Raw genomic sequence first — 25,902 nt, 5'->3', positions numbered from 1 at the left:
GCCTCCGATCAGAACGAGTAGGGGATGTAGCACGCGGCGGCGAGCACGATCGCTCCCCAGCCGAGCAGCGCGGGCTTGCGGTACCAGGCCTTGTCGGCCTCCTCCAGCGCCTCGTCGGGGTCCGGGGACTCGGTCCCGTACACCAGACCGGCCAGCTCCGCCTCGGGCTTCGGTGCGGTGAAGAGCGTGACGACCACCATGACGACGGCCCCGGCGACGAACCCGACGATCGCGGAGACGAAGTTGGCGCCCTGGTCGGACGGGATGTCGATGACGCCGCCCTTGTAGATCCAGAAGTAGTTGACCATCGCGGCGCCGGTACCCGCGATCAGCCCCCAGACACCGGACTTCATCGAAGCCCGCTTCCAGAACATTCCGATAATGAATACGACAAACATGGGCACATTGAAGAACGAGAACAGCGTCTGCAAGTAGCTCATGATGTTCGAGAAGCTGGCGGCGATGAACGCCGTACCGATCGAGGCCAGTACGCCGATCGCGGTGATCAGCCGCCCGAACTTCAGGTAGTACGTGTCCGGCTTACCCTTCACCACGTACCGCTGCCAGATGTCTGTGGTGAACACCGTGTTGAACGAGGACACGTTGGCCGCCATGCCCGCCATGAACGCGGCGAGCAGACCGGTCACCGCGATGCCGAGCACGCCGTTGGGCAGCAGCTCCTGCATCAGCAGCGGGATCGCGTCGTTGTACGTGAGGTCCGAGTCCGGCGTGCCGATCTGCGGCACGATCACGGCCGCGACCAGGCCCGGGATCATCACCGCGAAGACGATGAAGATCTTCGGGAAGGCGGCGATCAGCGGCGTGCGCTTGGCGGCGGAGAGGTTCTTCGCGGACAGGGCGCGCTGCACCTCGGCGAAGTTCGTCGTCCAGTAGCCGAAGGAGAGCACGAAGCCGAGGCCGAGGATGATCGTCAGCCAGTTGGCGCCCAGCGGGTTGGCGTCACCGATGCCGGTGCCGCCCCAGGCCGTCATGAAGTCGCCGCCGTGCTGCTTGGTCAGCGAGTCGCTCATGGCGTCCCAGCCGCCGACCCGCTTGAGGCCGAGCACGGTGATCGGGATCAGCGCGGCGAGGATGACGAAGAACTGGAGCACCTCGTTGTAGATCGCCGAGGAGAGGCCGCCGATGGTGATGTAGACCAGCACGAACAGGCCCGCGACGACGATCGCGACCCACTGCGGCCAGCCCAGGAGCGCCTCCACGACGATCGACAGGGCGTAGAGGTTGACGCCCGCGATCAGGATCGCCGCGAAGGCGAAGAGTATGGAGCTCAGCAGGTGGGCGGACCTGTCGAACCGCTGGAGCAGGAACTCCGGTACGGAGCGCACCTTGGACCGGTAGTAGAACGGCATCATCACCAGACCGAGGAAGACCATGGCCGGGATCGCGCCGATCCAGTACCAGTGGACCACCGCGACGCCGTACTGCGCGCCGGTCGCCGCCATGCCGAGGATCTCGGTGGCCCCGAGATTCGCCGCGACGAAGGCGAGACCGGTCACCCAGGCGGGCAGGGACCGTCCGGAGAGGAAGAAGTCGAGGCTCGTCTTCACACTCGCACGGGCCGCGAAGCCGATGCCGAGGACGACGACGAAGTAGATCGCCAGGATGGCGTAGTCGAGCCCGTTCGTGGGGAGACGGAGCCCTTCGGCCAGTGTCTGCATGGGGGTACTCGCTTCGTTGCGCGAACTGAACCTGAGGGAACTTACGCCTCTGTGTTCGACAAATGAACAGTTTCGTTGGTGTTCTTTGTTCGATCGTGATCGGGTGCGGTGAACTGTGACGGAATGTCCACATCTGCCCACGCGGCGCCGCGCGGCGATGGCGGCCATTGACTGACGTGTTCGCTTGTGATTTGTTATGTGCGTTTATGTTGGTTGGGGGAACGGGTGGAGGACCCTGGTGAAGAAGACGGTTACGCGCCTGGCCGACGGCCGTGAGCTGATCTACTACGACGCCGTCGACGGCACCGTCCGCGACGCCGTTGACCGGCGCCCGCTGGACGCCGTGTCCACCTCGTCGGAGATCCGCCGCGACCCGCTGCTCGGCGACGCGGTCGCCATCGCCTCGCACCGCCAGGCCCGCACCTACCACCCGCCGGCCGACGCCTGCCCGCTCTGCCCCACCCGCGAGGGCCGCCTCAGCGAGATCCCCGACAGCCACTACGACGTCGCCGTCTTCGAGAACCGCTTCCCGTCCCTCGCCGGCGACTCCGGCCGCTGCGAGGTCGTCTGCTTCACCTCCGACCACGACGCGTCCTTCGCCGACCTCACCGAGGAGCAGGCCGCGCTCGTCCTCGCCGCCTGGACCGACCGCACCGCCGCGCTCTCCGCACTCGACCAGGTCACCCAGGTCTTCTGCTTCGAGAACCGGGGCGCCGAGATCGGCGTGACCCTCGGCCACCCGCACGGCCAGATCTACGGCTACCCCTTCGTCACCCCGCGCACCGAGCTGATGCTCGCCTCGGCCGCCCGCCACCGCGAGGAGACCGGCTCCAACCTCTTCGACGACGTGGTCGCCGACGAGGAGAAGGACGGCACCCGGATCGTCCTCGCCACCGATCACTGGATCGCCTACGTCCCGTACGCGGCGCACTGGCCCTACGAGGTCCACCTCCACCCCCGCCGCCGCGTCCCCGACCTGACCACGCTCGACGAGGCGGCACGGACAGAGTTCCCACAGGTCTATCTGGAACTCTTGAGGCGCTTCGACCGGATCTTCGGCCCCGGCGAGCCGCCGACCCCGTACATCTCCGCCTGGCACCAGGCGCCGTTCGGGACCGGCGGACGCAAGGAGTTCGCGCTGCATCTGGAGCTTTTCACCATTCGCCGCACCTCCGGCAAGCTGAAGTTCCTCGCGGGTTCCGAATCCGGCATGAGCGTGTTCATCAACGACGTGCCGCCGGAAGCCGCGGCCCAGCGACTGCGAGAGGTAGCGAGCGAATGAGCAACGCGAAGAAGTACCTGGTCACCGGCGGCGCCGGATACGTCGGCAGCGTCGTGGCCCAGCACCTGCTGGAGGCCGGCCACACCGTGACCGTCCTGGACGACCTCTCCACCGGCTTCCGCGCCGGCGTCCCAGCCGGCGCCACCTTCGTCGAGGGCCGGATCCAGGACGCCGCCCGCCACCTGGACCCGTCCTTCGACGGCGTCCTGCACTTCGCCGCGTACTCCCAGGTCGGCGAGTCCGTCGTGAACCCGGAGAAGTACTGGGTCAACAACGTCGGCGGCACCACCGCCCTCCTCGCCGCCATGCGCGAACACGGCGTACGCACGCTCGTCTTCTCCTCCACCGCCGCCACCTACGGCGAACCGGTCTCCACTCCCATCACCGAGACCGACCCCACCGCGCCCACCAGCCCGTACGGCGCCTCCAAGCTCGCCGTCGACCACATGATCAGCGGCGAGGCGACCGCCCACGGACTGGCCGCCGTCTCACTGCGCTACTTCAACGTGGCCGGGGCGTACGGCAGGTGCGGCGAGCGCCACACGCCGGAGTCCCACCTCATCCCGCTCGTCCTCCAAGTGGCCCTGGGCAAGCGCGAGTCGATCTCGGTCTACGGCGACGACTACCCGACCCCCGACGGCACCTGCGTCCGCGACTACATCCACGTCGCCGACCTCGCGGAGGCCCACCTCCTCGCCCTGGACGCGGCCGCCCCCGGCGAGCACCTGATCTGCAACCTCGGCAACGGCAACGGGTTCTCGGTACGCGAGGTCATCGAGACCGTCCGCAAGGTCACCGGCCACGCGGTCCCCGAGACCCCGGCCCCGCGCCGCGGCGGCGACCCGGCCGTCCTCGTCGCCTCCGCCGCCACCGCCATCGAACGCCTCGGCTGGCAGCCGTCCCGCGCCGACCTGGCCGGAATCGTCGCCGACGCCTGGGAGTTCGCCCGCCGAGAGGAGACCACCACCCCATGACCGAGAGCGCTGAGCAGACCGGCCCCGACCCCGCCGCCACCTCCACCGGGCTGTACGGGACCTTCGCCGAGCTGTACGGGGGTGAACCCCACGGCGTATGGGCGGCACCCGGACGGGTGAACCTCATCGGCGAGTACACCGACTTCAACGACGGCTTCGTCATGCCGCTCGCCCTCCCGCACACCGCCGTCGCCGCCGTCTCGCCGCGCACCGACGGCGTCCTGCGGCTGCACTCCTCCGACGTACCCGGAGGCGTCGTCTCCCTCCGCGTGGCGGAGCTGACCCCGCACTCCGGCCACGGCTGGGCCGCCTACCCGGCGGGCGTGGTCTGGGCGCTGCGGGAGGCCGGCCACCCGGTCACCGGCGCCGACATCGCGCTGACCTCCACCGTCCCCACCGGCGCCGGACTCTCCTCCTCCGCCGCCCTGGAGACCGTCACCGCACTCGCGCTCAACGACCTGTTCCAGCTCGGCCTGACCGGTCCCGAACTGGCCGTCATCGGCCGCCGCGCCGAGAACGACTTCGTCGGCGTGCCCTGCGGGATCATGGACCAGATGGCCTCGGCCTGCTGCACCGAAGGCCACGCCCTCCACCTGGACACCCGCGACCTCACCCTGCGCCAGGTCCCCTTCGACCTGGCCGCCCAGGGCCTCACGCTCCTGGTCGTCGACACCCGGGTCAAGCACGCGCTCGGCGACGGGGCGTACGCGGAGCGCCGGGCCGGCTGCGAGGAGGGCGCCCGGCTCCTCGGCATACCCACGCTGCGCGACCTCCCGTACGACGGTCTCGACGCGGCCCTGACGGCGCTCGGGGACGCGGGGGCGGACGAGTCCGTCATCCGGTACGTACGCCATGTCGTCGGCGACAACCGCAGGGTCGAGAAGGTCATCGCCCTGCTGGACGCGGGCGACGTACGGGCGGCGGGCCCGGTCCTGGACGAGGGCCACCGCTCGCTCCGCGACGATCTACGCGTCTCCTGCCCGGAGTTGGACCTCGCGGTCGCGGCCGCGCGGGAGGCGGGCGCACTCGGGGCGCGGATGACCGGCGGCGGCTTCGGCGGCTCGGCGATCGTGCTGGCGGAGGCGGCGGAGGCCGACGCGGTGGCGGAGGCCGTCACGAAGGCGTTCGCCGGGGCGGGGTACGCGGCGCCGGGGATCTTCGCGGCGGTCCCGTCGCCGGGAGCACGCCGGCTGAGCTGAACCGGCTCACGCCGACTGAGCTGAACCGGCTCACGCCGACTGAGCTGAACCGGCTCGGTGCGTTGAGCTGAACCGGCTTGCGGACAGGGGTCGTTCAGAGCCTCTTGGCCAGGAGGAACTCGGTGACGCCGGGCGGGTAGTCCTCGACCCGGCCGATCTCCTCGTACCCCTGCTTCCGGTAGAAGTCCGGGGCCTGGAAGTCCCAGGTCTCAAGCCGGGAGCGGGTACAGGCCCGCTCGGTGCGGGCCACCCGCTCGGCCTCGGCGAGGAGTTGGGAGCCAAGGCCCGCAGAGCGGTGGCGGGCGTCGACCCAGAGCAGTTCGACATGGAGCCAGTACGCCCAGGTCCGCCCGGTCAGCCCGCCGGCGAGGCCGCCGTGCTCGTCCAGCGCCCACACCTCCAGCGGGGCTTCGTGCTCGGCGGAGGTGGAGAGCAGGGCGCGCAGGGCGGGCGACGCCGCCCTGTTGTCATCGCGCAGACGCCCGCTCAGCAGAGTGCGACGTTTTTTGTCTACTTCTGTCTCAAGACGGAACATGAACCCCACCCTAAACACCACGGGATTCCCCTGGCTCATCAGTTCCGCGAATCGCCTTCCCCCTCCGGCCCCCGCCCGTACGCTGATCCCAGCACCGGTGGGGGCCGGTGCCGAATCAGGGGGCGAGAGAGCCGGGTACGGCGCCCGGAGCGGGGCGGCAGGCGGTGCGTACGACGGCGGTCGGAGCACCGGAGGCCACCTTGAAGGCAGGCCAAGGGCCTGCCGGACGTTCCGGACGCCGTACCCGCAGCTGTCCGCCCCCGCTGACGGGAGTCTCTCTGTGGCTCGAATCCGGGTTCTGGTGGTCGACGACCACCGCATCTTCGCCGAATCGCTCGCGGCGGCCCTGGCGGCCGAACCGGACGTGGACGTGGCGGCGGCGGGCAGCGGCCCGGCCGCGCTGCGCGCCCTGGAGCGCGCGGCCGCCGAGGCGCGACCGTACGACGTGATCCTGGTCGACGCCGAGCTCGGCGCCCTCGCCACCGGCGGCGGTGCTCCGGTGGTCCCGGCGCCCCGGCCGGAGGAGCCGGTGGCCGTCGACGGCATCGCGCTGGTCGCCCAGGTCCGCGCGGCCCGGCCCGGCGTCCGCTCGGTGGTGCTCGCGGAGAAGGACGACCCGCGGTCCGCCGCCCGGGCGCTCCAGGCCGGCGCCTCGGGATGGGTGGCGAAGGACTGCTCACTGCAGCGGCTGCTCACGGTGATCCGGGGTGTGCTGCGCGACGAGACGCATCTGCCGCCGGCGCTGCTGACCGGGGTCCTGCGGGAGCTGACGGCGACCCGTAAGCACCGCACCGAGAGCGAGCAGCTGGTGGAGTCGCTGACGCCGCGCGAGCGCGAGGTGCTGCGCTGCATGGTGGCGGGTCTGGGCCGGAAGGCGGTGGCGGAGCGGCTGTTCCTCTCGCCGCACACGGTCCGTACGCACATGCAGAACGTGCTCGGCAAGCTCGGGGTGCACTCGACGCTGGCCGCCGTGGCGCTCGCCCGGCGGGCCGGGGTCGGCCCGGCGGATCCCGTAACGCCTCGGTCAGCCGGGGATGTTGTCGAACGGGGCAGTCAACTGGCGTAGCAGATCGGCCAGTTCGCCGCGCTGGCGACGGGAGAGCTCGCCGAGGATGGCCCGCTCCTGGTCGAGCAGCCCGGCCAGCGACTGGTCCGCCTTGTCGCGGCCCTCGGCGGTGAGGCGGACGAGGACGCCGCGCCGGTCGCTGGGGTCGGGGAGGCGCTCGACGAGGTTCTTCTTGGTGAGCCGGTCGATGCGGTTGGTCATCGTGCCGGAGGTGACCAGTGTCTGGGTCAGCAGCTGGCCGGGGGAGAGCTGGTACGGAGGGCCGGCCCGGCGCAGCGAGGTGAGCACGTCGAACTCCCACGGCTCCAGGTGGTGCTCGGCGAACGCTATGCGGCGGGCCCGGTCGAGGTGGCGTGCCAGGCGGGAGACGCGACTGAGCACCTCGAGTGGTTCCACATCGAGGTCTGGGCGCTCGCGGCGCCATGCAGCGACCAGTCGGTCGACCTCGTCCTCCATGTGGATCAGTGTAGAGGGTCTGTCGACATGAAGTCTCTTGAATTCAAGTGTCTTGACATCAAGATAGTCCTGGCGTGATCCTGATGCCCATGACGCCCCCTTCCGAACCGACCTGGGATCCGCGGCAGTACCTGCGCCACGCGGACCACCGCACCCGCCCCTTCCACGACCTCCTGGCCCGGATCGGCGACCTCCCCGGCCGCCCCGCGCCCCGCATCGCCGACCTCGGCTGCGGCGCCGGCAACGTCACCGCCCTCCTCGCCGACCGCTGGCCGCAGGCCCGCATCACCGGCTACGACACCTCCCCGCAGATGCTCGCCGAGGCCGCCGCCCACGCCCGCCCGCCGCTGCTCGACTTCGCCGAGGCCGACGCCGCCACCTGGACGCCCACCGAGACGTACGGCCTGATCGTCTCCACCTCCGCGCTCCAGTGGATCCCCGGCCACGCCGCGTACTTCCCCCGCTGGATCGACGCCCTCGCGCCCGGCGGCACCCTCGCCTTCCAGGTCCCCGGCAACTTCACCGCCCCCAGCCACACCCTCCTGGCCCAGCTCCGCGACTCCGACCGCTGGCGCCCCCGCCTCCACGGCACCGGCGACCGCACCGCCTCGGTCCTGGAGCCCACGGACTACCTCACCCGCCTCCGCGACCTGGGCTGCACGGCGGACGTCTGGGAGACCACCTACCTCCAGACCCTGCACGGCGACGACGCCGTCCTCGACTGGGTCAAGGGCACCGCCCTGCGCCCCGTCCTCACCGCGCTGGCCGACGACCCCGAGGCCCGCGACGCCTTCCTCACCACATACCGCGACCTGCTCCGCGAGGCCTACCCGCCGGGCCCGTACGGCACGGTCTTCCCGTTCCGCCGCATCTTCGCCGTCGCCCGCAAGCCGTAGACCGAGCCCTCAAGGAGAACCGATGACCGCCCCTGCCTCCGGCCTCGCCGCCGTCGACCACGTCCAGCTCGCCGCCCCGCCCGGCTCGGAGGACGCCCTGCGCGCCTTCTACGCCGACGCCCTCGGCATGACGGAGATCCCGAAACCCCCGGTGCTGGCCGCCCGAGGCGGCTGCTGGTTCGCCGCCGGCCCCGTCCAGCTCCACCTGGGCATCGAGGAGGACTTCCGCCCGGCGAAGAAGGCCCACCCCGGCCTGCGCGTCACCGGGATCGTGGAGTACGCGGCCCGCCTGGAGGCCCACGGCGTCCGCACGGAATGGGACGACAACCTCCCCGGCCACCGCCGCTTCTACGCCCACGACCCGGCGGGCAACCGCCTGGAGTTCCTGGAGCCGGACGCGGTGTGACGCGCCCTGAAGCCCTACAGCTCCTTGAGCGCGTCCGCCGAGATCTCGATGTCCACGGGGAACGGCACACCCGTCTTCAGCCGGTCGTGATGGATCCCGGTCAGCGCGTACGCCTTCGTCACCGGGTCCAGCTCGTAGACCCGTACGACGGGGTGCTGGTCGGTGCCCGTCATCTCCACCAGCCAGAAGTGCGGGATGCCGGCGGTCGCGTACTTGTGGGGCTTGGCCTCACGGTCGCGGGCCTCGGAGTCGGGGGAGACGACTTCCACGGCGAGGAGGACGTCGGCGGCCTGGTACCGGGTCACGTCCAGCCCGGTGACCGCCTCGGTCCGTACGACTGAGATCCGCAGCCGTCATCACAACGGGTCACGTGCCGGGGAAGGGTGACGCGGTCAGCTCTTCCGGTGCCCTATCAACCGCGGCTTCGCCTCCAGGTTCTCCAGCCCGTGCCAGCACAGATTGACCAGGTGCGCCGCGACCTCCGCCTTCTTCGGCTTGCGGACGTCCAGCCACCACTGGCCGGTCAGCGCCACCATGCCCACCAGCGCCTGCGCGTACAGCGGGGCCAGCTTCGGGTCGAAGCCGCGGGCCTTGAACTCCAGGCCCAGGATGTCCTCCACCTGCGTGGCGATATCGCTGATCAGCGACGCGAACGTGCCCGTCGACTGCGCGACCGGGGAGTCCCGGACCAGGATCCGGAAACCGTCCGTGTACGACTCGATGTAGTCCAGCAGCGCGAACGCCGCCTGCTCCAGCAGCTCGCGCGGATGGCCCGCCGTGAGCGCGCCCTGCACCATGTCCAGCAGCCGCCGCATCTCGCGGTCGACCACCACCGCGTACAGGCCCTCCTTGCCGCCGAAGTGCTCGTACACCACCGGCTTGGAGACCCCGGCGCGGGCCGCGATCTCCTCCACCGACGTGCCCTCGAAACCCTTGTCGGCGAAGAGGGCCCGGCCGATGTCCAGCAGCTGCTCGCGGCGCTCCTTGCCGGTCATCCGGACCCGCCGGGCCCGCCGGGAGGACGCAGGTCTGCTCTTCTCGCTGCTGGAGTCGGTCGCCACGTCGTCAATCATGCCGGGTCGGCCGGTACGGACGTGCGCCGGGAGTCGATCCGGGCCGCGTCCGGCCACCGCACGTCGTACGCCCAGCCCAGCTGCTCGAACCAGCGGATCAGCCGCGCGCTGGAGTCGACCTGGCCCCGCATCACCCCGTGCCGCGCGCTCGTCGGATCCGCGTGGTGCAGGTTGTGCCACGACTCGCCGCACGACAGCACCGCCAGCCACCACACGTTCCCCGAACGGTCACGGGACTTGAACGGGCGCTTGCCGACCGCGTGGCAGATCGAGTTGATCGACCACGTCACGTGGTGCAGCAGCGCGACCCGCACCAGCGAACCCCAGAAGAACGCCGTCGCCGCACCCCACCACGACATCGTCACCAGACCGCCCACCAGCGGCGGGATCGCCAGCGAGACGATCGTGAAGGTCAGGAAGTGGCGCGAGATGGAGCGGATCGCCGGGTCCTTGATCAGATCCGGGGCGTACTTCTGCTGCGGGGTCTGCTCCTCGTCGAACATCCACGCGATATGCGCCCACCACAGGCCCTTCATCAGGGCCGGCACCGTCTCCCCGAACCGCCACGGCGAATGCGGGTCACCCTCCGCGTCCGAGAACCGGTGGTGCTTGCGGTGATCGGCCACCCACCGCACCAGCGGCCCCTCCACCGCCAGCGAACCCATCACGGCCAGCGCGATCCGCAGCGGACGCTTCGCCTTGAACGAACCGTGCGTGAAATACCGGTGGAAACCGATCGTGATGCCGTGGCAGCCGATGAAGTACATCGCCACCATCAGCCCGACGTCCAGCCAGCTCACCCCCCAGCCCCACGCCAGCGGCACCGCCGCCAGCAACGCCACGAACGGCACCACGATGAACGCCAGCAGCGCGAACTGCTCGATCGACCTCTTCCTGTCCCCGCCGAGCGTCGCGGGCGGAAGCGCTGCGGCATCGGCGGGAGCGGAGGGCGGGCCCGTCTCTTCGAGGACATCGGGAGTGGACGGCATGGGGGGAACCTCGGAGGGTGAGGAAGCAGTACCGGACGGCCATGGCTACGGTTCCGTAACCTACGGCTTGGTAAGTATGACAGTGACGGGCCCCACAACACGAGAGGCCGGTCCAGCCCGTCACCCGCGGTACCCCACGCCCTTCGCGGGGTAGGCCACCCCTGCCGACGGCGTTCGTCCACCCCCGCCAGGGCTGCGGACACACCGGAGGCGACGACACCTATCCTGGGAGGGTCGGACAGCGCGGTCCGCACCCGCTCGTCGGGGCGTGGCGACAGCACCGCTGCCTGCCGCAGGGCCCCGTCCCCCGCCAAGCGCTCTCCCACCGCCGTCACACCGTCACCGGGAGACGCCGAAGCGACGCACCTCCTCATTCGCTGCAAGGAGCCGCACACTGTGAGCAGTGCCGACCAGACCCCCGCCGCCAGCCCCGAGCTGCGCGCCGACATCCGCCGCCTCGGCGACCTCCTCGGCGAGACCCTCGTACGCCAGGAAGGCCAGGAACTCCTCGACCTCGTCGAGCGGGTACGCGCCCTGACCCGCACCGACGGCGAAGCGGCGGCCGACCTCCTCGGCGACACGGACCTGGAGACCGCCGCACAGCTCGTGCGCGCCTTCTCCACCTACTTCCACCTCGCCAACGTCACCGAGCAGGTCCACCGCGCCCACGAGATGCGCGACCGCCGTGCCGCCGAGGGCGGGCTCCTGGCCCGCACCGCCGACCGGCTCAAGGACGCCGACCCCGAGCACCTGCGCGCCACCGTCAAGAACCTCAACGTCCGGCCGGTCTTCACCGCCCACCCCACCGAAGCCGCCCGCCGCTCGGTCCTCAACAAGCTCCGCCGCATCGCCGAGCTCCTGGAGACCCCGGTCATCGAGGCCGACCGCCGCCGCCACGACCTCCGCCTCGCCGAGAACATCGACCTCATCTGGCAGACCGACGAACTCCGCGTCGTCCGCCCGGAGCCCGCCGACGAGGCCCGCAACGCCATCTACTACCTCGACGAACTCCACACCGGCGCCGTCGGCGACGTCCTCGAAGACCTCGCCGCCGAACTGGAGCGCGTCGGCGTCGAACTCCCCGCCGGCACCCGCCCCCTCACCTTCGGCACCTGGATCGGCGGCGACCGCGACGGCAACCCCAACGTGACCCCCGCCGTCACCTGGGACGTCCTCATCCTCCAGCACGAGCACGGCATCACCGACGCACTCGAACTCATCGACTACCTGCGCGGCCTGCTCTCCAACTCCATCCGCTACACCGGAGCCACCGACGAGCTCCTCACCTCCCTCCAGGCCGACCTGGAACGCCTCCCCGAGATCAGCCCCCGCTACAAGCGGCTGAACGCCGAGGAGCCCTACCGCCTCAAGGCCACCTGCATCCGGCAGAAGCTCGTCAACACCCGCGAACGCCTCGCCAAGGGCACCGCCCACCGCCCCGGCTGCGACTACCTCGGCACCTCCGAGCTCCTCGCCGACCTGGCCCTCATCCAGACCTCCCTGCGCGAACACCGCGGCGGCCTCTTCGCCGACGGCCGCATGGACCGCACCATCCGCACGCTCGCCGCCTTCGGCCTCCAGCTCGCCACCATGGACGTACGCGAACACGCCGACGCCCACCACCACGCGCTCGGCCAGCTCTTCGACCGCCTCGGCGAGGAGTCCTGGCGCTACGCCGACATGCCCCGCGACTACCGGCAGCGGCTCCTCGCCAAGGAGCTCCGCTCCCGCCGGCCCCTCGCCCCCACCCCGGCCCCGCTCGACGCGGCCGGCGAGAAGACCCTCGGCGTCTTCCACACCATCAAGGAAGCCTTCGAGCGCTTCGGCCCCGAAGTCATCGAGTCCTACATCATCTCCATGTGCCAGGGCGCCGACGACGTCTTCGCCGCCGCCGTCCTCGCCCGCGAGGCCGGACTCCTCGACCTCCACGCCGGCTGGGCCAAGATCGGCATCGTCCCGCTCCTGGAGACCACCGACGAGCTCAAGGCCGCCGACGTCATCCTCGACGCGATGCTCGCCGACCCCTCCTACCGCCGCCTCGTCTCGCTGCGCGGCGACGTCCAGGAGGTCATGCTCGGCTACAGCGACTCCTCCAAGTTCGGCGGCATCACCACCAGCCAGTGGGAGATCCACCGCGCCCAGCGCCGCCTCCGCGACGTCGCCCACCGCTACGGCGTACGCCTGCGCCTCTTCCACGGCCGCGGCGGCACCGTCGGCCGCGGCGGCGGCCCCTCCCACGACGCGATCCTCGCCCAGCCGTGGGGCACGCTGGAGGGCGAGATCAAGGTGACCGAGCAGGGCGAGGTCATCTCCGACAAGTACCTCATCCCCGCCCTCGCCCGCGAAAACCTGGAACTGACCGTCGCGGCCACCCTCCAGGCCTCCGCCCTGCACACCGCACCCCGCCAGTCCGACGAGGCCCTCGCCCGCTGGGACGCGGCCATGGACACCGTCTCCGACGCCGCCCACAGCGCCTACCGCAAGCTCGTCGAAGACCCCGACCTGCCCGCCTACTTCCTCGCCTCCACCCCGGTCGACCAGCTCGCCGACCTGCACCTCGGCTCGCGGCCCTCCCGCCGCCCCGGCTCCGGCGTCTCGCTCGACGGACTCCGCGCCATCCCGTGGGTCTTCGGCTGGACCCAGTCCCGCCAGATCGTCCCCGGCTGGTTCGGCGTCGGCTCCGGCCTCAAGGCCCTGCGCGAAGCCGGACTCGACACCGTCCTCGACGAGATGCACGAGCACTGGCACTTCTTCCGGAACTTCCTCTCCAACGTGGAGATGACGCTCGCCAAGACCGACCTGCGCATCGCCCGCCACTACGTCGACACCCTCGTCCCCGACGAGCTCAAGCACGTCTTCGACGCCATCGAGGCCGAGCACGCACTGACCGTCAGGGAAGTCCTCAAGGTCACCGGCTCCACCGAACTCCTCGGCACCAGCCCGGCGCTCCAGCAGACCTTCGCCATCCGCGACGCCTACCTGGACCCGATCTCCTACCTCCAGGTCTCCCTGCTCGCCCGCCAGCGCCAGGCCGTCGAACGCGACGAAGAACCCGACCCGCTGCTCGCGCGCGCCCTGCTGCTCACCGTCAACGGTGTCGCGGCCGGCCTGCGCAACACCGGCTGAGTACGCCCTACGCCAGCCGTACGCAGAAGGGGCGGCCCCGCTACAGCGCGACGAACGTCGCCACCAGCAGGGCCGCCCCCGCCGTTCCCACGATCCACGCCGTACGCGGCATCCGCACCCCGCCGCCGATCACGAACCCGGCCAGCACCATCGCCCCGCCGAGCGGCATCCACGCATGCAGAAAGCCCGGCACCCCCGTGCGGACCACCACATCGGAACCGGGCTTCACCACCACCGGAAAACGGTCGCCCTGCTCGGCCGCGACCGACCTCTCCACCACCACCCGCGCCCGCGCCGGCGACATCGCGTCCGGCTCGTACCGGCCCGTGCAGGTCTCCTCACCGCACTCCGTCACCGTCAGCATCCCGTGCTCACGCCCCTTGGCCAGCACCACATGGTGCGCGGCATCCCACGACGACCACACACCCGCGACCAGCAGCACCAAGGCCACCAGCCCCATCGCCGTCCGACGGCCGACGAGCGCCGTCCGACGGCCCACGAGCGCCGCACGCTGGGAAGAGCTCCGCTTCATGGGGGCAGATCCTTGGCCAGAGCACAGCCCCCGGTCAACCTGTGGCCGAAAAACGCCCCAAGGGGGACAGGAATGTCAGGAGTTGTACGCGGCGAAGGCGAACAGGCCGTAGCTCAGGAGTTGTACGCGCTCTGCGCCCGCTCCAGCCCCTCCGCCAGCAGACACTCCACCGCATCCGCCGCCCGGTCCACCAGGAACGCCAGCTCCTTGCGCTCCACCGAACCGAAATCCTTCAGCACGAAATCCGCGACCTGCATCCGCCCCGGCGGCCGCCCGATCCCGAACCGCACCCGGTGATAATCCGGACCCATCGACTTCGTCATCGACTTCAGCCCGTTGTGCCCGTTGTCCCCGCCACCCAGCTTCAGCCGCAACGCCCCGTAATCGACGTCCAACTCGTCATGGACCGCCACGACATGATCCGTCGGCACCTTGTAGAAGTCCCGCAACGCCGTCACCGGCCCGCCCGACAGATTCATGTACGACATCGGCTTCACCAGCACCACCCGCCGGCTCCCCGGCCCCGGCGGACCGATCCGCCCCTCCACCACCTGCGCCTGCGCCTTCTGCGCCCGCTTGAACTTCCCGCCGATCCGCGTCGCCAGCAGATCGGCCACCATGAACCCGACGTTGTGCCGGTTCGCCGCGTACTCGGGGCCGGGGTTGCCGAGGCCCACGATGAGCCAGGGGTCGGTGGCGTCGGACATCAGCGCTCGGTCTCCTCGTACAGGCACGGGTGATGGCAGGCGAACGGGGCGGCGGCTCCCCGGAAGGGAACCACCACCCCGTCAGTCAAGCAGGTGGAACAGATGAAGCAGGTGGAACGGTGAGGGGTGAGGCTCAGGCCTCGGCACCCTCGGTCTCGGTGGCGGCGGCCTCGTCCTCGTCCTGGGCCGGCTCCTCGACCTGCGCGGTGACGACCTGGATCACGATGGCGTCCTCGTCACCGACCAGCGTGACACCCTTCGGCAGCGGGACGTCCTTGGCGACGATCGAGTCACCGGCGTCCAGGCCCTCCACGGAGACCGTGGTGGACTCGGGGATGTGAGTCGCCTCGGCCTCGACGAGCAGGGTGTTCTGCACGAACTCCAGCAGGTTGGCGCCCGGCGCCAGGTCGCCCTCGGAGTGCACCGGGATCTCGACCTGGACCTTCTCGCCGCGCTTCACGGTGAGGAGGTCGACGTGCTCGATGGTGCCCTTGAGGGGGTGACGCTGAACGGCCTTCGGGATGACCAGCGCGTCCTTGCCGTCGATCTTCAGACCGATCAGCACGTTGGCGGTACGCAGCGCCAGCAGCAGGTCGTGACCCGGCAGCGTGACGTGGACCGGCTCGGCACCGTGGCCGTAGACGACACCGGGAACCTGGTCGGCACGGCGGATACGGCGGGCGGCGCCCTTGCCGAACTCGGTACGGACCTCGGTGGCGAGCTTGATCTCGGCCATGTTGCACTCCTCGTCAGATGGGTGAGCCGCCGGAAGACGGAACACGAACGGTCACCCGGCCCACGACAGGCCTGCTACGAAGAGCGCGTCGATAACGGACCGCCGTACACACAGGTACGGCCTCCCTCGCCGAGCAACTCGCTGAGTCTACCCGGCGGGGAGGCCGTACCCCAAAGTGGATCAACAGGGACCGTCGCGGGACGGTCAGCCCTGCTCCTGCGGTCAGCCCTGCTCCTGCGGTCAGCCCTGCTCCTCGAAGAGGCTCGTCACCGAACCGTCCTCGAACACCTCACGCACCGCACGCGCGATCGTCGGCGCGATCGACAGCACCGTGATCTTGTCCAGCTCCAGCTCACCCGGGGTCGGCAGCGTGTCCGTGAACACGAACTCGCTCACCTTCGAGTTCTTCAGCCGGTCCGCCGCCGGACCCGACAGCACACCGTGCGTCGCCGTCACGATGACGTCCTCCGCACCGTGCGCGAACAGCGCGTCCGCGGCCGCGCAGATCGTGCCACCCGTATCGATCATGTCGTCGACCAGCACACAGACCCGGCCCTCGACGTTACCCACGACCTCGTGGACGCTGACCTGGTTCGGCACGTCCTTGTCACGGCGCTTGTGCACGATCGCCAGCGGCGCGTCCAGCCGGTCGCACCAGCGGTCGGCGACCCGCACCCGGCCCGCGTCCGGCGACACGATCGTCAGCTTCGAACGGTCGACCTTCGCACCCACGTAGTCCGCCAGGATCGGCAGCGCGAACAGGTGGTCCACCGGACCGTCGAAGAAGCCCTGGATCTGGTCCGTGTGCAGATCGACCGTGAGGATCCGGTCCGCACCCGCCGTCTTCATCAGGTCCGCGATCAGCCGCGCCGAGATCGGCTCACGGCCCTTGTGCTTCTTGTCCTGACGGGCGTACCCGTAGAACGGCACGATCACCGTGATGGAACGGGCCGACGCGCGCTTCAGCGCGTCCAGCATGATCAGCTGCTCCATGATCCACTTGTTGATCGGAGCCGTGTGGCTCTGGATCAGGAAGCAGTCCGCGCCACGTGCCGACTCCTGGAAGCGCACGTAGATCTCACCGTTGGCGAAATCGAAGGCCTTCGTCGGCACGAGACCGACACCCAGCTGGTGTGCGACCTCCTCGGCCAGCTCGGGGTGGGCGCGGCCGGAGAAGAGCATCAGTTTCTTCTCGCCGGTCGTCTTGATCCCGGTCACAGCACAGTCTCCTCAGACGTGTATCTGGCGCCGCGCGCATAGGTCCCGATGTGCAACGAGCCAGCCGAAATGGGGTGAGCATCTATCACGGTACGCCGTCACCGGCGCACCTGTTTCCGGTCAGCTTTCGTCGTCGGCTTCCGACGAGGACGCCTGAGCGGCCTGAGCGGCGGCGCTGCCCGGACGCTTCCGAGCCACCCAGCCCTCGATATTCCGCTGCTGGCCCCGCGCCACGGCGAGCGAACCGGAAGGGACGTCCTTCGTGATGACCGACCCGGCGGCGGTGTAGACCCCGTCCCCGACCGTGACCGGTGCCACAAACATATTGTCCGAACCGGTACGGCAGTGGGAGCCGATCGTCGTGTGGTGCTTGGCCACCCCGTCGTAGTTCACGAAGACGCTGGCCGCACCGATGTTGGTGTGGTCACCGATGGTCGCGTCACCGACGTAACTGAGGTGCGGGACCTTGGTCCCCTCCCCGATCGTGGCGTTCTTCATCTCCACGTACGTACCGGCCTTGGCCTTGACCCCGAGCCGCGTCCCGGGCCGCAGATACGCGAACGGCCCCACCAGCGCTCCCGCACCGATCTCGGCCGAGTCCGTCACCGAGTTGTCCACCCGCGCACCGGCGTGCACGACGGTGTCCTTGAGCCGCGAGTTCGGTCCGACCTCGGAGTCCTCCGCGAGGTGGGTGCTGCCCAGCAACTGCGTCCCGGGATGCACGACGGCATCACGCTCGTACGTCACGCTCGCCTCGATCAGCGTCGACGCCGGGTCCACCACCGTCACGCCCGCGAGCATCGCCCGCTCCAGCAGCCGCTCGTTCAGCAGGCGACGGGCCTCGGCGAGCTGGAGCCGGTTGTTGATGCCGAGGATCTCGCGGTGGTCACCCGCCACGGACGCCCCGACCCGGTGGCCGGCCTCACGAAGGATCGACAGCACATCGGTGAGGTACTCCTCGCCCTGGCTGTTGTCGGTGCGCACCTTGCCCAGCGCGTCGGCCAGCAGCGACCCGTCGAACGCGAACACCCCGGAGTTGATCTCCAGGATCGCCCGCTGCTCGTCGGTGGCGTCCTTGTGCTCGACGATCTCGGTGACCGCACCGGAGGCGGCGTCACGCACGATGCGCCCGTACCCGGTGGAGTCCGGGACCTCGGCGGTCAGGACCGTGACCGCGTTGGCGTCGGCGGCGTGGGTGGCGGCGAGCGCGCCGAGCGTCTCGCCGGAGAGCAGCGGGGTGTCGCCGCAGACGACGATCACGGTGCCGTCGACGGTTCCGCCGAGCTCTTCGAGCCCCATCCGGACGGCGTGCCCGGTCCCGTTCTGCTCGGCCTGGAAGGCGGTGCGCACGGGTTCGTCGCCGGCGTTCAGGTGCGCGGTGACCTGCTCACTGGCGTGCCCGACGACCACGACGAGATGCTGGGGATCCAGCTCCCGGGCGGCGGCGACGACATGTCCGACGAGCGAGCGCCCGGAGATCTCGTGCAGGACCTTGGGGGTCTTCGACTTCATACGGGTGCCCTCACCCGCTGCGAGGACGACGACGGCTGCCGGGCTGGTTGCGCTCACGGATGTGCCCTTCGGCTTCAGGTGGTGGTCATCCGCAGGATACCGGGGGCGTTTCGCCGGGGAATGGGGGCGGGCCCCGACCGGTGTGGTCGGGGCCCGATGCGTGAGCTCCGCCGGCTGGATTCGAACCAGCGTCTCAAGGCTCCAAAGGCCTGCGGGATGCCGCTACCCCACGGCGGATCACGCCCCAACCCTACCGGGTCGATCACCACCTATGAGCCGTGAGGTGGCCCCTTCGGCGATCCCCGACCACCACCCTTCGATGCGGCGGTAGAGCGTGGCGCCCTTGGCGACACGGATGACCAGACATCCCCGGTACGCCTCGCCCACGTTCTTCCGGACCGTCTTCGGGTTGTGCTTCTTGAGCGTCGTCCTCTGAAGCGCGGACACGTCGACGCCGACCAGGTCGGCCCAGTAGCGCTCGGCCGCCGCGACATCGGCGGTTTCATGGATCAACACCCGGTAGGAGAGGCGCTCCCGTCCCACTTCCAGCAGGTCCAGCCACGCCAGATAGACGGCTATGACGCCCGGGTCGCTGTTGATGAAGGTGACGTTCTCCCGCCGGTCGTAGGCCTTGTCCTTTCCGCCTTCGGCCCAGTACAGGGCCACTCCGGTGTAGAAGAGCTCCCGGTCCGACATGGTCGCCGTCTCGTCGCGGGCAGCAGCCTTCGTCCGCTGCCGCCCGGCGTCGCGCACCGCCAGTTCGTGGTCCCAGCGCATGCGGCCGGCGAGGCGCGCCTGCTCGATGGCGCTGCGGCTGCGCTCCGGCTTCGGCAGATCCCGTACCCAGAGCGAGATCGACCCTTTGGAGCACCCCAGCTCCACCTGGATCTGGTCGTACGTCATGCCCTGGAGCCGCAACTCCCTGGCTTTCGCCCGTACGTCGTCCTTGGCGTTGGGCCGCTTCGTCCACTCGGGGGCGGGCTCTCCCCGCAGGAGGCGGTTGAGGAGGTCGTTGTTGTCGACGTGGAGGCGGTCGCGGATCTGGCGGCGGCTGAGCCCCTCCCGCCGCAGCGCCAGCGCCTGGGCGCGGAGGCCCTCGAAGTCGGCGTACTTGCTGGTGGTTTCCGTCATACGGTGATCGTCGTCCGGAATGCGAACGTCCAGGTCGAAAGTACGGTCGATTCGCCATTTCGGGCGATCGGCGTGCGTTTCGTGCACGTTCGAACGCGGAACGTGCTGTTGCCGGTCAACGAAAAAGGGGATGCGTCCGCCCGTAGGCTGGATGCCATGACCGCAACGGGGGCAGACCAGGAGGCGGCGGGATCGACCACCCGCGGCTACTGGTGGTGGGAGCGGCGGCGGAGTGTCGCCCTGGACGTGGGACTGGCGTTGTTGTCGGCGCTGGAGTGTGGCCTGGAGGGGGTGGAGTTCGCCGGGAACACCGGGCTGCCGGTGCCGGTGGCGGTGGTGTTCGGGCTGCTGGCGGGGTCGGTGCTGGTGGTGCGGCGGCGGTGGCCGATCGTCGTGGTGCTGGTGTCGATCGGGATGACGCCGGCCGAGATGGGCTTCCTGATGGCCCTGGTGGGCCTGTACACGCTGGCCGCGTCCGAGGTGCCGCGTCGGATCACCGTGGTGCTGGCGGGGATGGCGCTGGTGGGGACGTTCATCGTCACCTATGTGCGGCTGCGGCAGAGCGTGGCGGAGCAGGCCGATTTCGGGCCGGGCGACTGGTACGTACCGCTGGTGTCGGTGTTCATGGCGGTGGGGCTGACGGCTCCCGCCGTGTTGTTCGGCCTCTACATAGGGGCGCGGCGCCGTCTGATGGAGAGCCTGCGGGAGCGGGCGGATTCGCTGGAGCGGGAGTTGTCGCTGCTGGCGGACCGGGCGGAGGAGCGGGCCGAGTGGGCGCGTACGGAGGAGCGGACGCGGATCGCGCGGGAGATGCATGACGTGGTGGCCCACCGGGTGAGCCTGATGGTGGTGCATGCGGCGGCTCTGCAGGCGGTGGCTCCGAAGGATCCGGCGAAGGCGGTGCGGAACGCGGCGCTGGTGGGGGAGATGGGGCGGCAGGCGCTGACGGAGCTGCGGGAGATGCTGGGCGTGCTGCGGAGCGGGGACACGTTGGTGGCGCCGGCTGCGGCGGGTGGCGGTGCGGTTCCGCTGGCGGCGGTGGGGCAGGCGGCTGCGGCGGCCGCGGCGGCGGCGTCGGAGGACGGGCCCCGGCTGAGCGAGCTGGAGGCGCTGGTGGCGCAGTCGCGGCAGGCGGGGATGGTGGTGGAGCTGTCGGTGGACGGTGAGCTGCGTCCGTACGCGCCCGAGGTCGAGCAGACGGCGTTCCGGGTGGTGCAGGAGGCCCTGACGAACGTGCACAAGCATGCGGCGGGGGCGAAGACGTGGGTGCGGTTGGCGCACCGGGGTTCCGAGGTCGCGATGCAGGTGGAGAACGGTCCGTCGGACGCGGCGGTGGCGGATGCGGGGCTGCCGAGCGGGGGGAACGGGTTGGTGGGGATGCGGGAGCGGGTGCTGGGGCTGGGAGGTGTGTTCGTGTCCGGCCCTACGGACGCGGGCGGGTTCCGGGTGTCAGCGGTACTGCCGGACAATTCCGGCCCGTCCGGCGTTTGACGGTTCCGTCCTCAAACGCCGGACGGGCTGGAAGTCAGCCCGACGGGCTCGACGTCAGACGCATCGGCTGCGCCCCTGTGATCAGCGTGGCCAGCGCCTCGTCGATGTCCTTGCCCAGGAACCAGTCCCCTGTGTGGTCGATGCTGTACACCCGCCCCTCCGTGTCGATCGCGAGGACCGCCTGCTCCTTGCCCTCCGCCCCCAGTGGCGCCACCTCGGTCTCCAGGGCGCGGCCCAGGTCGCCGAGCGTCCGGGCGAGGTGCAGTCCGTGCAGCGGGTCGACGCGGACGGCGGCGGGCGCGATCTGCCGGCCCGGTGCGGTCGCCGTGATGTGGAGGGCGCCGAACTCCGCCCAGGCCTCCACCGCCGCCGGGAACACCGCGTGCCGGTGCCCGGCGGGCGAGGTGTGGGCGCGCAGGGCGTCGGCCCACTCCTCGGCCTGCCGGATGTCCCAGCGCCCGGGCTGCCACCCGGCTTCGCGGAGGGCGGCGTCGACGGCGACGGGAAAGCGGGTGGAGTTGTGCTGCTGCTGCGGAAGGTGCGCAAGGTGCGGGTGCTGGTCGTGCATGGGTGGGCGGTCAGCCCTTCTCGGCGGTGGTCGCGGCGCCGGTGGCGGTGAGGTCGACGGGGCGTACGCCGAAGTGGGAGAGGAGCGCCGAACAGGATCGGCAGGGTGGCGCGTAGCTGCCGTGGAGCGGGTCGCCGTCCTCGCGGATGCGGCGGGCGGTGAGCCGGGAGTGTTTGAGTGCGCGGCGGGCTTCCCCGTTGGTCAGGGGTTTGCGCTGGGCGCGTTTGGAGCGGCCGCTCTCGGCGGCGGTGAGCTGGCGGGAGAGCAGTATGGCCTCGGGGCAGCGGCCGGTGAAGCGTTCGCGCTGGCCGCTGGTGAGGGTGTCGAGGAAGTCCTGGACGAGCGGGTGCAGGACCGGCGGCTGGTCGCCTTTGCCCGCGGTGCAGGTGAGTGTCTCTCCGCGTACGGAAAGGGCGGCGGCCACGGCGGGGAGGATCCCGTCGCGGCGGTGGAGCAGGTGGGGCGTGTGGCTGGTCTCGGTGCTGCTCCAGTTGAGTCGCGGGTCCCCTGAGGTTCCGTTTGTGACTGTTTGTGCTGAATGCATGGTGCGGTCGTCCCTCCCTGCAATCCCCCGAGTTGCGGGGACAGCCTGCCAAATGTGCGGGGTGGTGGGGAAGCTGGGTGGGGGAAACGTGTGCGCGTGTCGCCGGAAGGTGCTAGAACGTCGCCTCACCGTCACGCGGATGTGACCGTTGGTGACGGAACCGGCGGGGCGGGAGCCCCTGTTGCCCCACCGCTTAGGCTGTGCGGAACCACCAGACGCAGCAGGGGGCAACCGCCATGACGACAGGTCGGCTCGGGCAGCAAGCCGCGCCACCGAACGCGGCCTATGCCGGTCAGGTCGTGCACTTCCCGGACCCGGTCCGGGCGTCCCGCCACCCCAGGGGGGTGCGCGTGGACGGCAGCGGCCATCCGGATTTCTCGCCGTACGCGCGGGCCGCCGCCGAGATCGCCGATCCGCCGCAGGGGTTCGGTGTCGACGAGCTGCGGCTGACGGACTACGTGTCGGCGAACGCGGCGATGGCGGCGGCCGGCCATGAGCTGTGGGACACGATTCCCACGGTGGCGACGCCGCACGGCTGGACCTGGCACCACGTGGCGGGCGGCCGGCGGATGGAGCTGGTGCCGGTCGAGGTGAAGGCGCTGCTGCGTCACCACGGCGGTCTGGCGACGACCGAGGTGGACCTGGACCGGCGCGGTACGCGGCCGTTGCAGGAGACGCGTCCGGCGCATTTCCGGCTGCCCAAGGGCGCGGTCGCGGTGAGCGAGCAGCAGATCCAGGGCGTCGAGGAGGATCTCGGTTACCGGCTGCCGGGCGCCTACCGCTCGTTCCTCAAAGCGGCGGGCGGTTCGGCTCCTGTGGGGGCCGCGCTGGACGCCGAGTTGGGGCTGCTGGTGGACCAGCCGTTCTTCACGGTGCGTGACGAGGCCGCGGTCAACGACCTGGTGTATGTGAACAAATGTCTGCGGGATCACTTCACCAAGGACTACCTGGGCGTCGGCTTCGTCCAGGGCGGGATCCTGGCCGTGAAGGTGCGCGGGCAGGACGTCGGTTCGGTGTGGTTCTGCCCGTACGACGATGCCCGTGACCAGGACGGCTGGAGCGTGCAGGAGCGCGTGGAGCGGTTGTTGCTGCCGTGCGGTGCGGACTTCGACGCCTTCCTCCAGCGGCTCGCGGGCAATCCGCCGGAGCTGGAGACGGTGGCGAACCTGATGGTGGACGGCGGCTTCGCGCGCGCCGTCCCGGTGGAGGGGTGAGCGCGGTGGTGACTTTCGCGCAGGCGCAGGAGCGGGCGGACGAGTGGGTCAACGGTGACGTGCCCGCGTACCAGCACCGTGAGGTCCGGGTCCGTGAGTTCGAGCTGGGTTTCGTGGTGTGGGCCGAGGACCGCGCGGAGGGCCCGGTCTCGGACGGTGGCCGTCAGCGGCTGGTCATCGCCCGGGACAGCGGCGAGGCGACGTTGTGGCCGGGGCTGCCGGTGGGTGAGGTGATCCGGCGGTACGAGGAGGAGTACGGGATCCCGGAGGGTGCGCCGGATCCCGCGCCGGAGCCGCCGCAGCGGGTGGACCTGAACCAGACGTCGTTCCTGCTGACGCCGCCGGAGTGGCTCCAGGAGGCGGCGGACAAGCTGGGCATCCCCGACCACCGGGCGGAGCGCCGGGCGGCGGCGGAGGAGGCGGACGCGGAGGCTTCGGCCGCTTCCGTGCCGGACCAGGCGTCCGGCGCGACGCCCGTACCCACCCCCGTACGTACTTCTGTGGACGAGCCCGCCGACGCCGCACCCTCCTGGCCCGCGGCAGACGGCAGCGCGGGCGGCGGTACGGGTCCGGCGGCCTACGAGCCCACCGCCAACGACGGTGTGCCCGCCGACGCGACCCCGTGGGCCGGTACGGACACCAACTCCTCCGACTCCGACGACGGGGCCGTTCCGTTGCCCGCGACGGTGTTCGCGCCGCCGCTGTCCGGGACGGATGACGAGGAGGCCCCGCCGCCGGTGGTGCCGGCCGAGGCGCCGACCGCGCTGATGTCCGGCGGCAGCCAGCTGCCGCGTACGCAGGTGGCTCCCACGCTCAAGCCCGCCGACCAGTCGTCCCCGCCGTCCCAGGGCGCCGGTGACATCGCGGACGCGGCCACCAGCAAGGCCGCGGTGCCGCCGCGCGGTTCGCGTGGGGCCGGTCCGACGACCCCGCCGCCGCCCGGTGCGCCCGGCATCCCCGGCGTACGCCCCGGCGCGACGCCGCCGCCGTCCGGCCCGGGTGCGCCCGGCGCTCCGGCGGGCGGGTACATCCCGACGCAGCTCGTCTCCCAGCTCGGCCCGCCCGGCGCCACCCCGCCGGGTCCGCCCGGCCCGCCCGGTCCTCCCGGCCCGCCGCCGGGTTCCACGCCGCCTCCCGGCGGTGTCCACCACGCGGCGACGATGCTCGCCGACGGCAGCAGCCTCGGCGCGGGCGTCCCGGCCCCGGGCCCTCCCGGCACCCCGCTGCCCCCGGGCCCGCCCGGCGTCCCCGGCGCCCCGCAGCCGCCCGGTCCTCCCGGCCCGCCGCCCGGCTCCACACCGCCTCCCGGCGGCGTGCACCACGCCGAGACGATGTTCGCGAACTCCGGCCCGATCCCGGGCCCGCCAGGTCCTCCGGGACCTCCGCCGGGCGCTCCGCAGCCCGCCGCGCCCGGTCCCGTGCCGCAGGCGCCAGGTCCGCACACCCCGCCGCCCCCGGCGTACGGCTATCCGCAGCAGCCCACCGGTCTGCCGACCGTCGGCCCCGGCTATCAGGCGGTGCTGCGGTTCCGGGCTCCGGACGGCAGTGAGCAGCAGCTGATCCGGCGTTCGGCGCCGGGCACCCCGCACCCGGAGTGGCAGATGCTGCACGAGCTGCGGGCGATGAACGTGGCCCCGCAGCAGGTCATCGAGCTGCACACGGAGCTGGAGTCCTGCGAGCTGCCGGGCGGGTACTGCGCGCGGATGATCCGGGAGACCTGGCCGCAGGTGCGGATCACCAGCGTCGCTCCGTACGGCACCGATCACGCGAGCCGTCAGCAGGGCATGCGGCACCTGCTCACCCACCAGGGGGAGCTGCACCAGGTGGCGGACGGTCCGGCGCGGCCGGCGCCGGTGCGGGCGCCGCTGCCGCAGCTGCCGCCCGCGCCCGCGCTGCCGCCGGAGGCGGTGGCCGAGGAGCTGCTGCAGGCGTTCGGTCCGCAGGGGATCCTGCGGTTCGACCAGCGTGCGGTGTCGCGTCAGGGTGTGCCGGAGATCGTGGCGCGGACCCTCGTATGGGCGGGGCTGCCCGCCGACTTCGGTCCGTTCTTCTGGGCGCAGCCGGGTCAGCCGGTGGTGCCGACGCTGGGTGAACTGGCGGCGCAGCGGCAGGTGCAGGCGTCGCCGGACGCGGGGTCGTACCTGGTGATGGGTACGGACTTCGGGCGCGCGATCTGTGTCCAGTACGGGACGGCGAACATCGTGGCCGTGCCGGTGGAGGCGGGTCCGGGCGGTCAGCCGGTTCCGCCGCAGTTCGTCAACACGGGGATGCCGGAGTTCGTGCGGTCGATGGCGCTGCTGGGCCGGATGTGGCGGCTCCGGTTCGGGCTGACGCCGGAGCAGGCGGGCCGGTGGACCGTCGATTTCCAGGCACAGCTGGTGGCGCTGGATCCGGCGGCGCTGGCGTCGCCGGAGAGCTGGTGGTCGGTGCTGCTGGAGCAGATGTGGGACGGTCTGCTCTGATCCGTACCTTTGGCTGAGACACGTTGTCGACCCACCCGGTCCGGGACGGATCGGGTGGGTCGTGGCGTACCGGGCGTGTGACACCGGTCGCTTTCCGTCCGGAAAG

At 71.0% G+C, this 25,902-nt stretch carries 23 protein-coding genes, 1 tRNA gene and 1 pseudogene; 10 read left to right on the top strand and 15 right to left on the bottom strand.

What is annotated here, in order from left to right; genetic code table 11:
* Positions 1-8: 8 nt before the first annotated feature.
* Positions 9-1,679 (bottom strand): sodium:solute symporter family protein, encoded by a 1,671-nt coding sequence (locus tag ACIRR8_RS25305; RefSeq protein ID WP_018515689.1) that lies wholly within the window; start codon positions 1,677-1,679, stop codon positions 9-11.
* 238 nt (positions 1,680-1,917) lie between these two features.
* Here ACIRR8_RS25305 and galT point away from each other — a divergent pair, with 238 nt between their 5' ends.
* Genes galT through galK form a run of 3 tightly spaced genes read left to right on the top strand, consistent with a single transcriptional unit; the run spans position 1,918 to position 5,134 of the window.
* The gene (gene galT / locus ACIRR8_RS25300; protein ID WP_404068923.1) at positions 1,918-2,961 is read left to right on the top strand and encodes a galactose-1-phosphate uridylyltransferase; all 1,044 of its coding nucleotides are present in this window, start codon (positions 1,918-1,920) and stop codon (positions 2,959-2,961) included.
* Positions 2,958-3,935 carry a UDP-glucose 4-epimerase GalE gene (gene galE / locus ACIRR8_RS25295; protein ID WP_404068921.1) on the top strand — a complete coding sequence of 326 codons (978 nt, stop codon included), beginning with the start codon at positions 2,958-2,960 and terminating at the stop codon, positions 3,933-3,935. Before galT ends, galE begins: the two co-directional genes overlap by 4 nt.
* The gene (galK, locus tag ACIRR8_RS25290) at positions 3,932-5,134 is read left to right on the top strand and encodes a galactokinase (RefSeq protein ID WP_404068918.1); all 1,203 of its coding nucleotides are present in this window, start codon (positions 3,932-3,934) and stop codon (positions 5,132-5,134) included. Before galE ends, galK begins: the two co-directional genes overlap by 4 nt.
* Positions 5,135-5,228: 94 nt before the next feature.
* On the opposite strand, the gene ACIRR8_RS25285 is transcribed toward galK, so the two are convergent.
* On the bottom strand, positions 5,229-5,669 hold the full coding sequence (locus ACIRR8_RS25285; protein WP_404068914.1) for a GNAT family N-acetyltransferase: 441 nt from the start codon (positions 5,667-5,669) through the stop codon (positions 5,229-5,231).
* A 280-nt stretch (positions 5,670-5,949) separates the two neighbouring features.
* Between ACIRR8_RS25285 and ACIRR8_RS25280 the strand changes: the two genes are divergently transcribed.
* Positions 5,950-6,735, top strand: a complete 786-nt coding sequence (locus ACIRR8_RS25280) for a LuxR C-terminal-related transcriptional regulator (RefSeq protein WP_404068911.1) — start codon at positions 5,950-5,952, stop codon at positions 6,733-6,735.
* Here the strand turns inward: ACIRR8_RS25280 and ACIRR8_RS25275 are convergent.
* The gene (locus tag ACIRR8_RS25275; protein WP_404068908.1) at positions 6,694-7,191 is read right to left on the bottom strand and encodes a MarR family winged helix-turn-helix transcriptional regulator; all 498 of its coding nucleotides are present in this window, start codon (positions 7,189-7,191) and stop codon (positions 6,694-6,696) included. The genes ACIRR8_RS25280 and ACIRR8_RS25275 overlap by 42 nt on opposite strands.
* 89 nt (positions 7,192-7,280) lie before the next feature.
* Between ACIRR8_RS25275 and ACIRR8_RS25270 the strand changes: the two genes are divergently transcribed.
* Positions 7,281-8,087, top strand: coding sequence for a trans-aconitate 2-methyltransferase (locus ACIRR8_RS25270; protein ID WP_404068905.1), 807 nt, complete (start codon positions 7,281-7,283; stop codon positions 8,085-8,087).
* A 22-nt stretch (positions 8,088-8,109) separates the two neighbouring features.
* Positions 8,110-8,493, top strand: a complete 384-nt coding sequence (locus ACIRR8_RS25265; RefSeq protein ID WP_404068902.1) for a VOC family protein — start codon at positions 8,110-8,112, stop codon at positions 8,491-8,493.
* Positions 8,494-8,507: 14 nt separating this feature from the next.
* Here ACIRR8_RS25265 and ACIRR8_RS25260 read toward each other — a convergent pair.
* The 3 genes and pseudogenes from ACIRR8_RS25260 to ACIRR8_RS25250 all read right to left on the bottom strand — a co-directional run.
* Positions 8,508-8,837: pseudogene (locus ACIRR8_RS25260) on the bottom strand (Uma2 family endonuclease); the annotation flags it as partial.
* A 48-nt stretch (positions 8,838-8,885) separates the two neighbouring features.
* Complete coding sequence (locus ACIRR8_RS25255) at positions 8,886-9,566, bottom strand: TetR family transcriptional regulator (RefSeq protein WP_404068899.1); 681 nt, start codon at positions 9,564-9,566, stop codon at positions 8,886-8,888.
* On the bottom strand, positions 9,563-10,555 hold the full coding sequence (locus ACIRR8_RS25250; protein ID WP_404068896.1) for an acyl-CoA desaturase: 993 nt from the start codon (positions 10,553-10,555) through the stop codon (positions 9,563-9,565). Before ACIRR8_RS25250 ends, ACIRR8_RS25255 begins: the two co-directional genes overlap by 4 nt.
* Positions 10,556-10,951: 396 nt before the next feature.
* On the opposite strand from ACIRR8_RS25250, the gene ppc reads away from it, so the two are divergent.
* Entirely contained in the window at positions 10,952-13,681 is a 2,730-nt protein-coding gene (gene ppc, locus ACIRR8_RS25245) for a phosphoenolpyruvate carboxylase (RefSeq protein ID WP_404068893.1), read from the top strand.
* A gap of 40 nt (positions 13,682-13,721) precedes the next feature.
* On the opposite strand, the gene ACIRR8_RS25240 is transcribed toward ppc, so the two are convergent.
* The 7 genes from ACIRR8_RS25240 to ACIRR8_RS25210 all read right to left on the bottom strand — a co-directional run bounded on the left by ACIRR8_RS25240 (position 13,722) and on the right by ACIRR8_RS25210 (position 19,517).
* Positions 13,722-14,213, bottom strand: coding sequence for a hypothetical protein (locus ACIRR8_RS25240; RefSeq protein WP_404068890.1), 492 nt, complete (start codon positions 14,211-14,213; stop codon positions 13,722-13,724).
* 113 nt (positions 14,214-14,326) lie between these two features.
* Positions 14,327-14,920 carry an aminoacyl-tRNA hydrolase gene (gene pth / locus ACIRR8_RS25235; RefSeq protein WP_404068887.1) on the bottom strand — a complete coding sequence of 198 codons (594 nt, stop codon included), beginning with the start codon at positions 14,918-14,920 and terminating at the stop codon, positions 14,327-14,329.
* Positions 14,921-15,053: 133 nt separating this feature from the next.
* Entirely contained in the window at positions 15,054-15,656 is a 603-nt protein-coding gene (locus ACIRR8_RS25230) for a 50S ribosomal protein L25/general stress protein Ctc (protein ID WP_404068884.1), read from the bottom strand.
* 240 nt (positions 15,657-15,896) lie between these two features.
* On the bottom strand, positions 15,897-16,874 hold the full coding sequence (locus ACIRR8_RS25225; RefSeq protein WP_018515674.1) for a ribose-phosphate diphosphokinase: 978 nt from the start codon (positions 16,872-16,874) through the stop codon (positions 15,897-15,899).
* A gap of 120 nt (positions 16,875-16,994) precedes the next feature.
* Entirely contained in the window at positions 16,995-18,443 is a 1,449-nt protein-coding gene (gene glmU / locus ACIRR8_RS25220; RefSeq protein WP_404068881.1) for a bifunctional UDP-N-acetylglucosamine diphosphorylase/glucosamine-1-phosphate N-acetyltransferase GlmU, read from the bottom strand.
* A 108-nt stretch (positions 18,444-18,551) separates the two neighbouring features.
* A tRNA-Gln gene (locus tag ACIRR8_RS25215) sits at positions 18,552-18,623 on the bottom strand.
* Positions 18,624-19,517 carry a hypothetical protein gene (locus ACIRR8_RS25210; RefSeq protein ID WP_404068878.1) on the bottom strand — a complete coding sequence of 298 codons (894 nt, stop codon included), beginning with the start codon at positions 19,515-19,517 and terminating at the stop codon, positions 18,624-18,626. It lies immediately after the preceding tRNA gene.
* A gap of 156 nt (positions 19,518-19,673) precedes the next feature.
* On the opposite strand from ACIRR8_RS25210, the gene ACIRR8_RS25205 reads away from it, so the two are divergent.
* Positions 19,674-21,008 (top strand): sensor histidine kinase, encoded by a 1,335-nt coding sequence (locus ACIRR8_RS25205; RefSeq protein WP_404068876.1) that lies wholly within the window; start codon positions 19,674-19,676, stop codon positions 21,006-21,008.
* Between the two features lie 34 nt (positions 21,009-21,042).
* Here ACIRR8_RS25205 and ACIRR8_RS25200 read toward each other — a convergent pair whose 3' ends face one another.
* Both ACIRR8_RS25200 and ACIRR8_RS25195 read right to left on the bottom strand, forming a co-directional pair.
* A complete protein-coding gene (locus ACIRR8_RS25200; RefSeq protein WP_404068873.1) occupies positions 21,043-21,576 on the bottom strand; it encodes an SUKH-3 domain-containing protein in 534 nt (177 codons plus the stop codon).
* A gap of 10 nt (positions 21,577-21,586) precedes the next feature.
* Entirely contained in the window at positions 21,587-22,120 is a 534-nt protein-coding gene (locus tag ACIRR8_RS25195) for a YwqJ-related putative deaminase (RefSeq protein WP_404068870.1), read from the bottom strand.
* Between the two features lie 236 nt (positions 22,121-22,356).
* Here ACIRR8_RS25195 and ACIRR8_RS25190 point away from each other — a divergent pair, with 236 nt between their 5' ends.
* Positions 22,357-23,334: an SMI1/KNR4 family protein gene (locus tag ACIRR8_RS25190; RefSeq protein WP_404068867.1), complete on the top strand. Its 978-nt coding sequence runs from the start codon at positions 22,357-22,359 to the stop codon at positions 23,332-23,334.
* A gap of 5 nt (positions 23,335-23,339) precedes the next feature.
* Complete coding sequence (locus ACIRR8_RS25185; protein ID WP_404068864.1) at positions 23,340-25,796, top strand: SUKH-4 family immunity protein; 2,457 nt, start codon at positions 23,340-23,342, stop codon at positions 25,794-25,796.
* Positions 25,797-25,902 lie beyond the last annotated feature (106 nt).

The sequence above is a fragment of the Streptomyces sp. NPDC101178 genome (genome assembly GCF_044767965.1).
GTDB lineage: Bacteria > Actinomycetota > Actinomycetes > Streptomycetales > Streptomycetaceae > Streptomyces.
The sequence above is the reverse complement of the archived record's forward strand: the minus strand, read 5'-3'. Positions and strand labels throughout refer to the sequence as shown.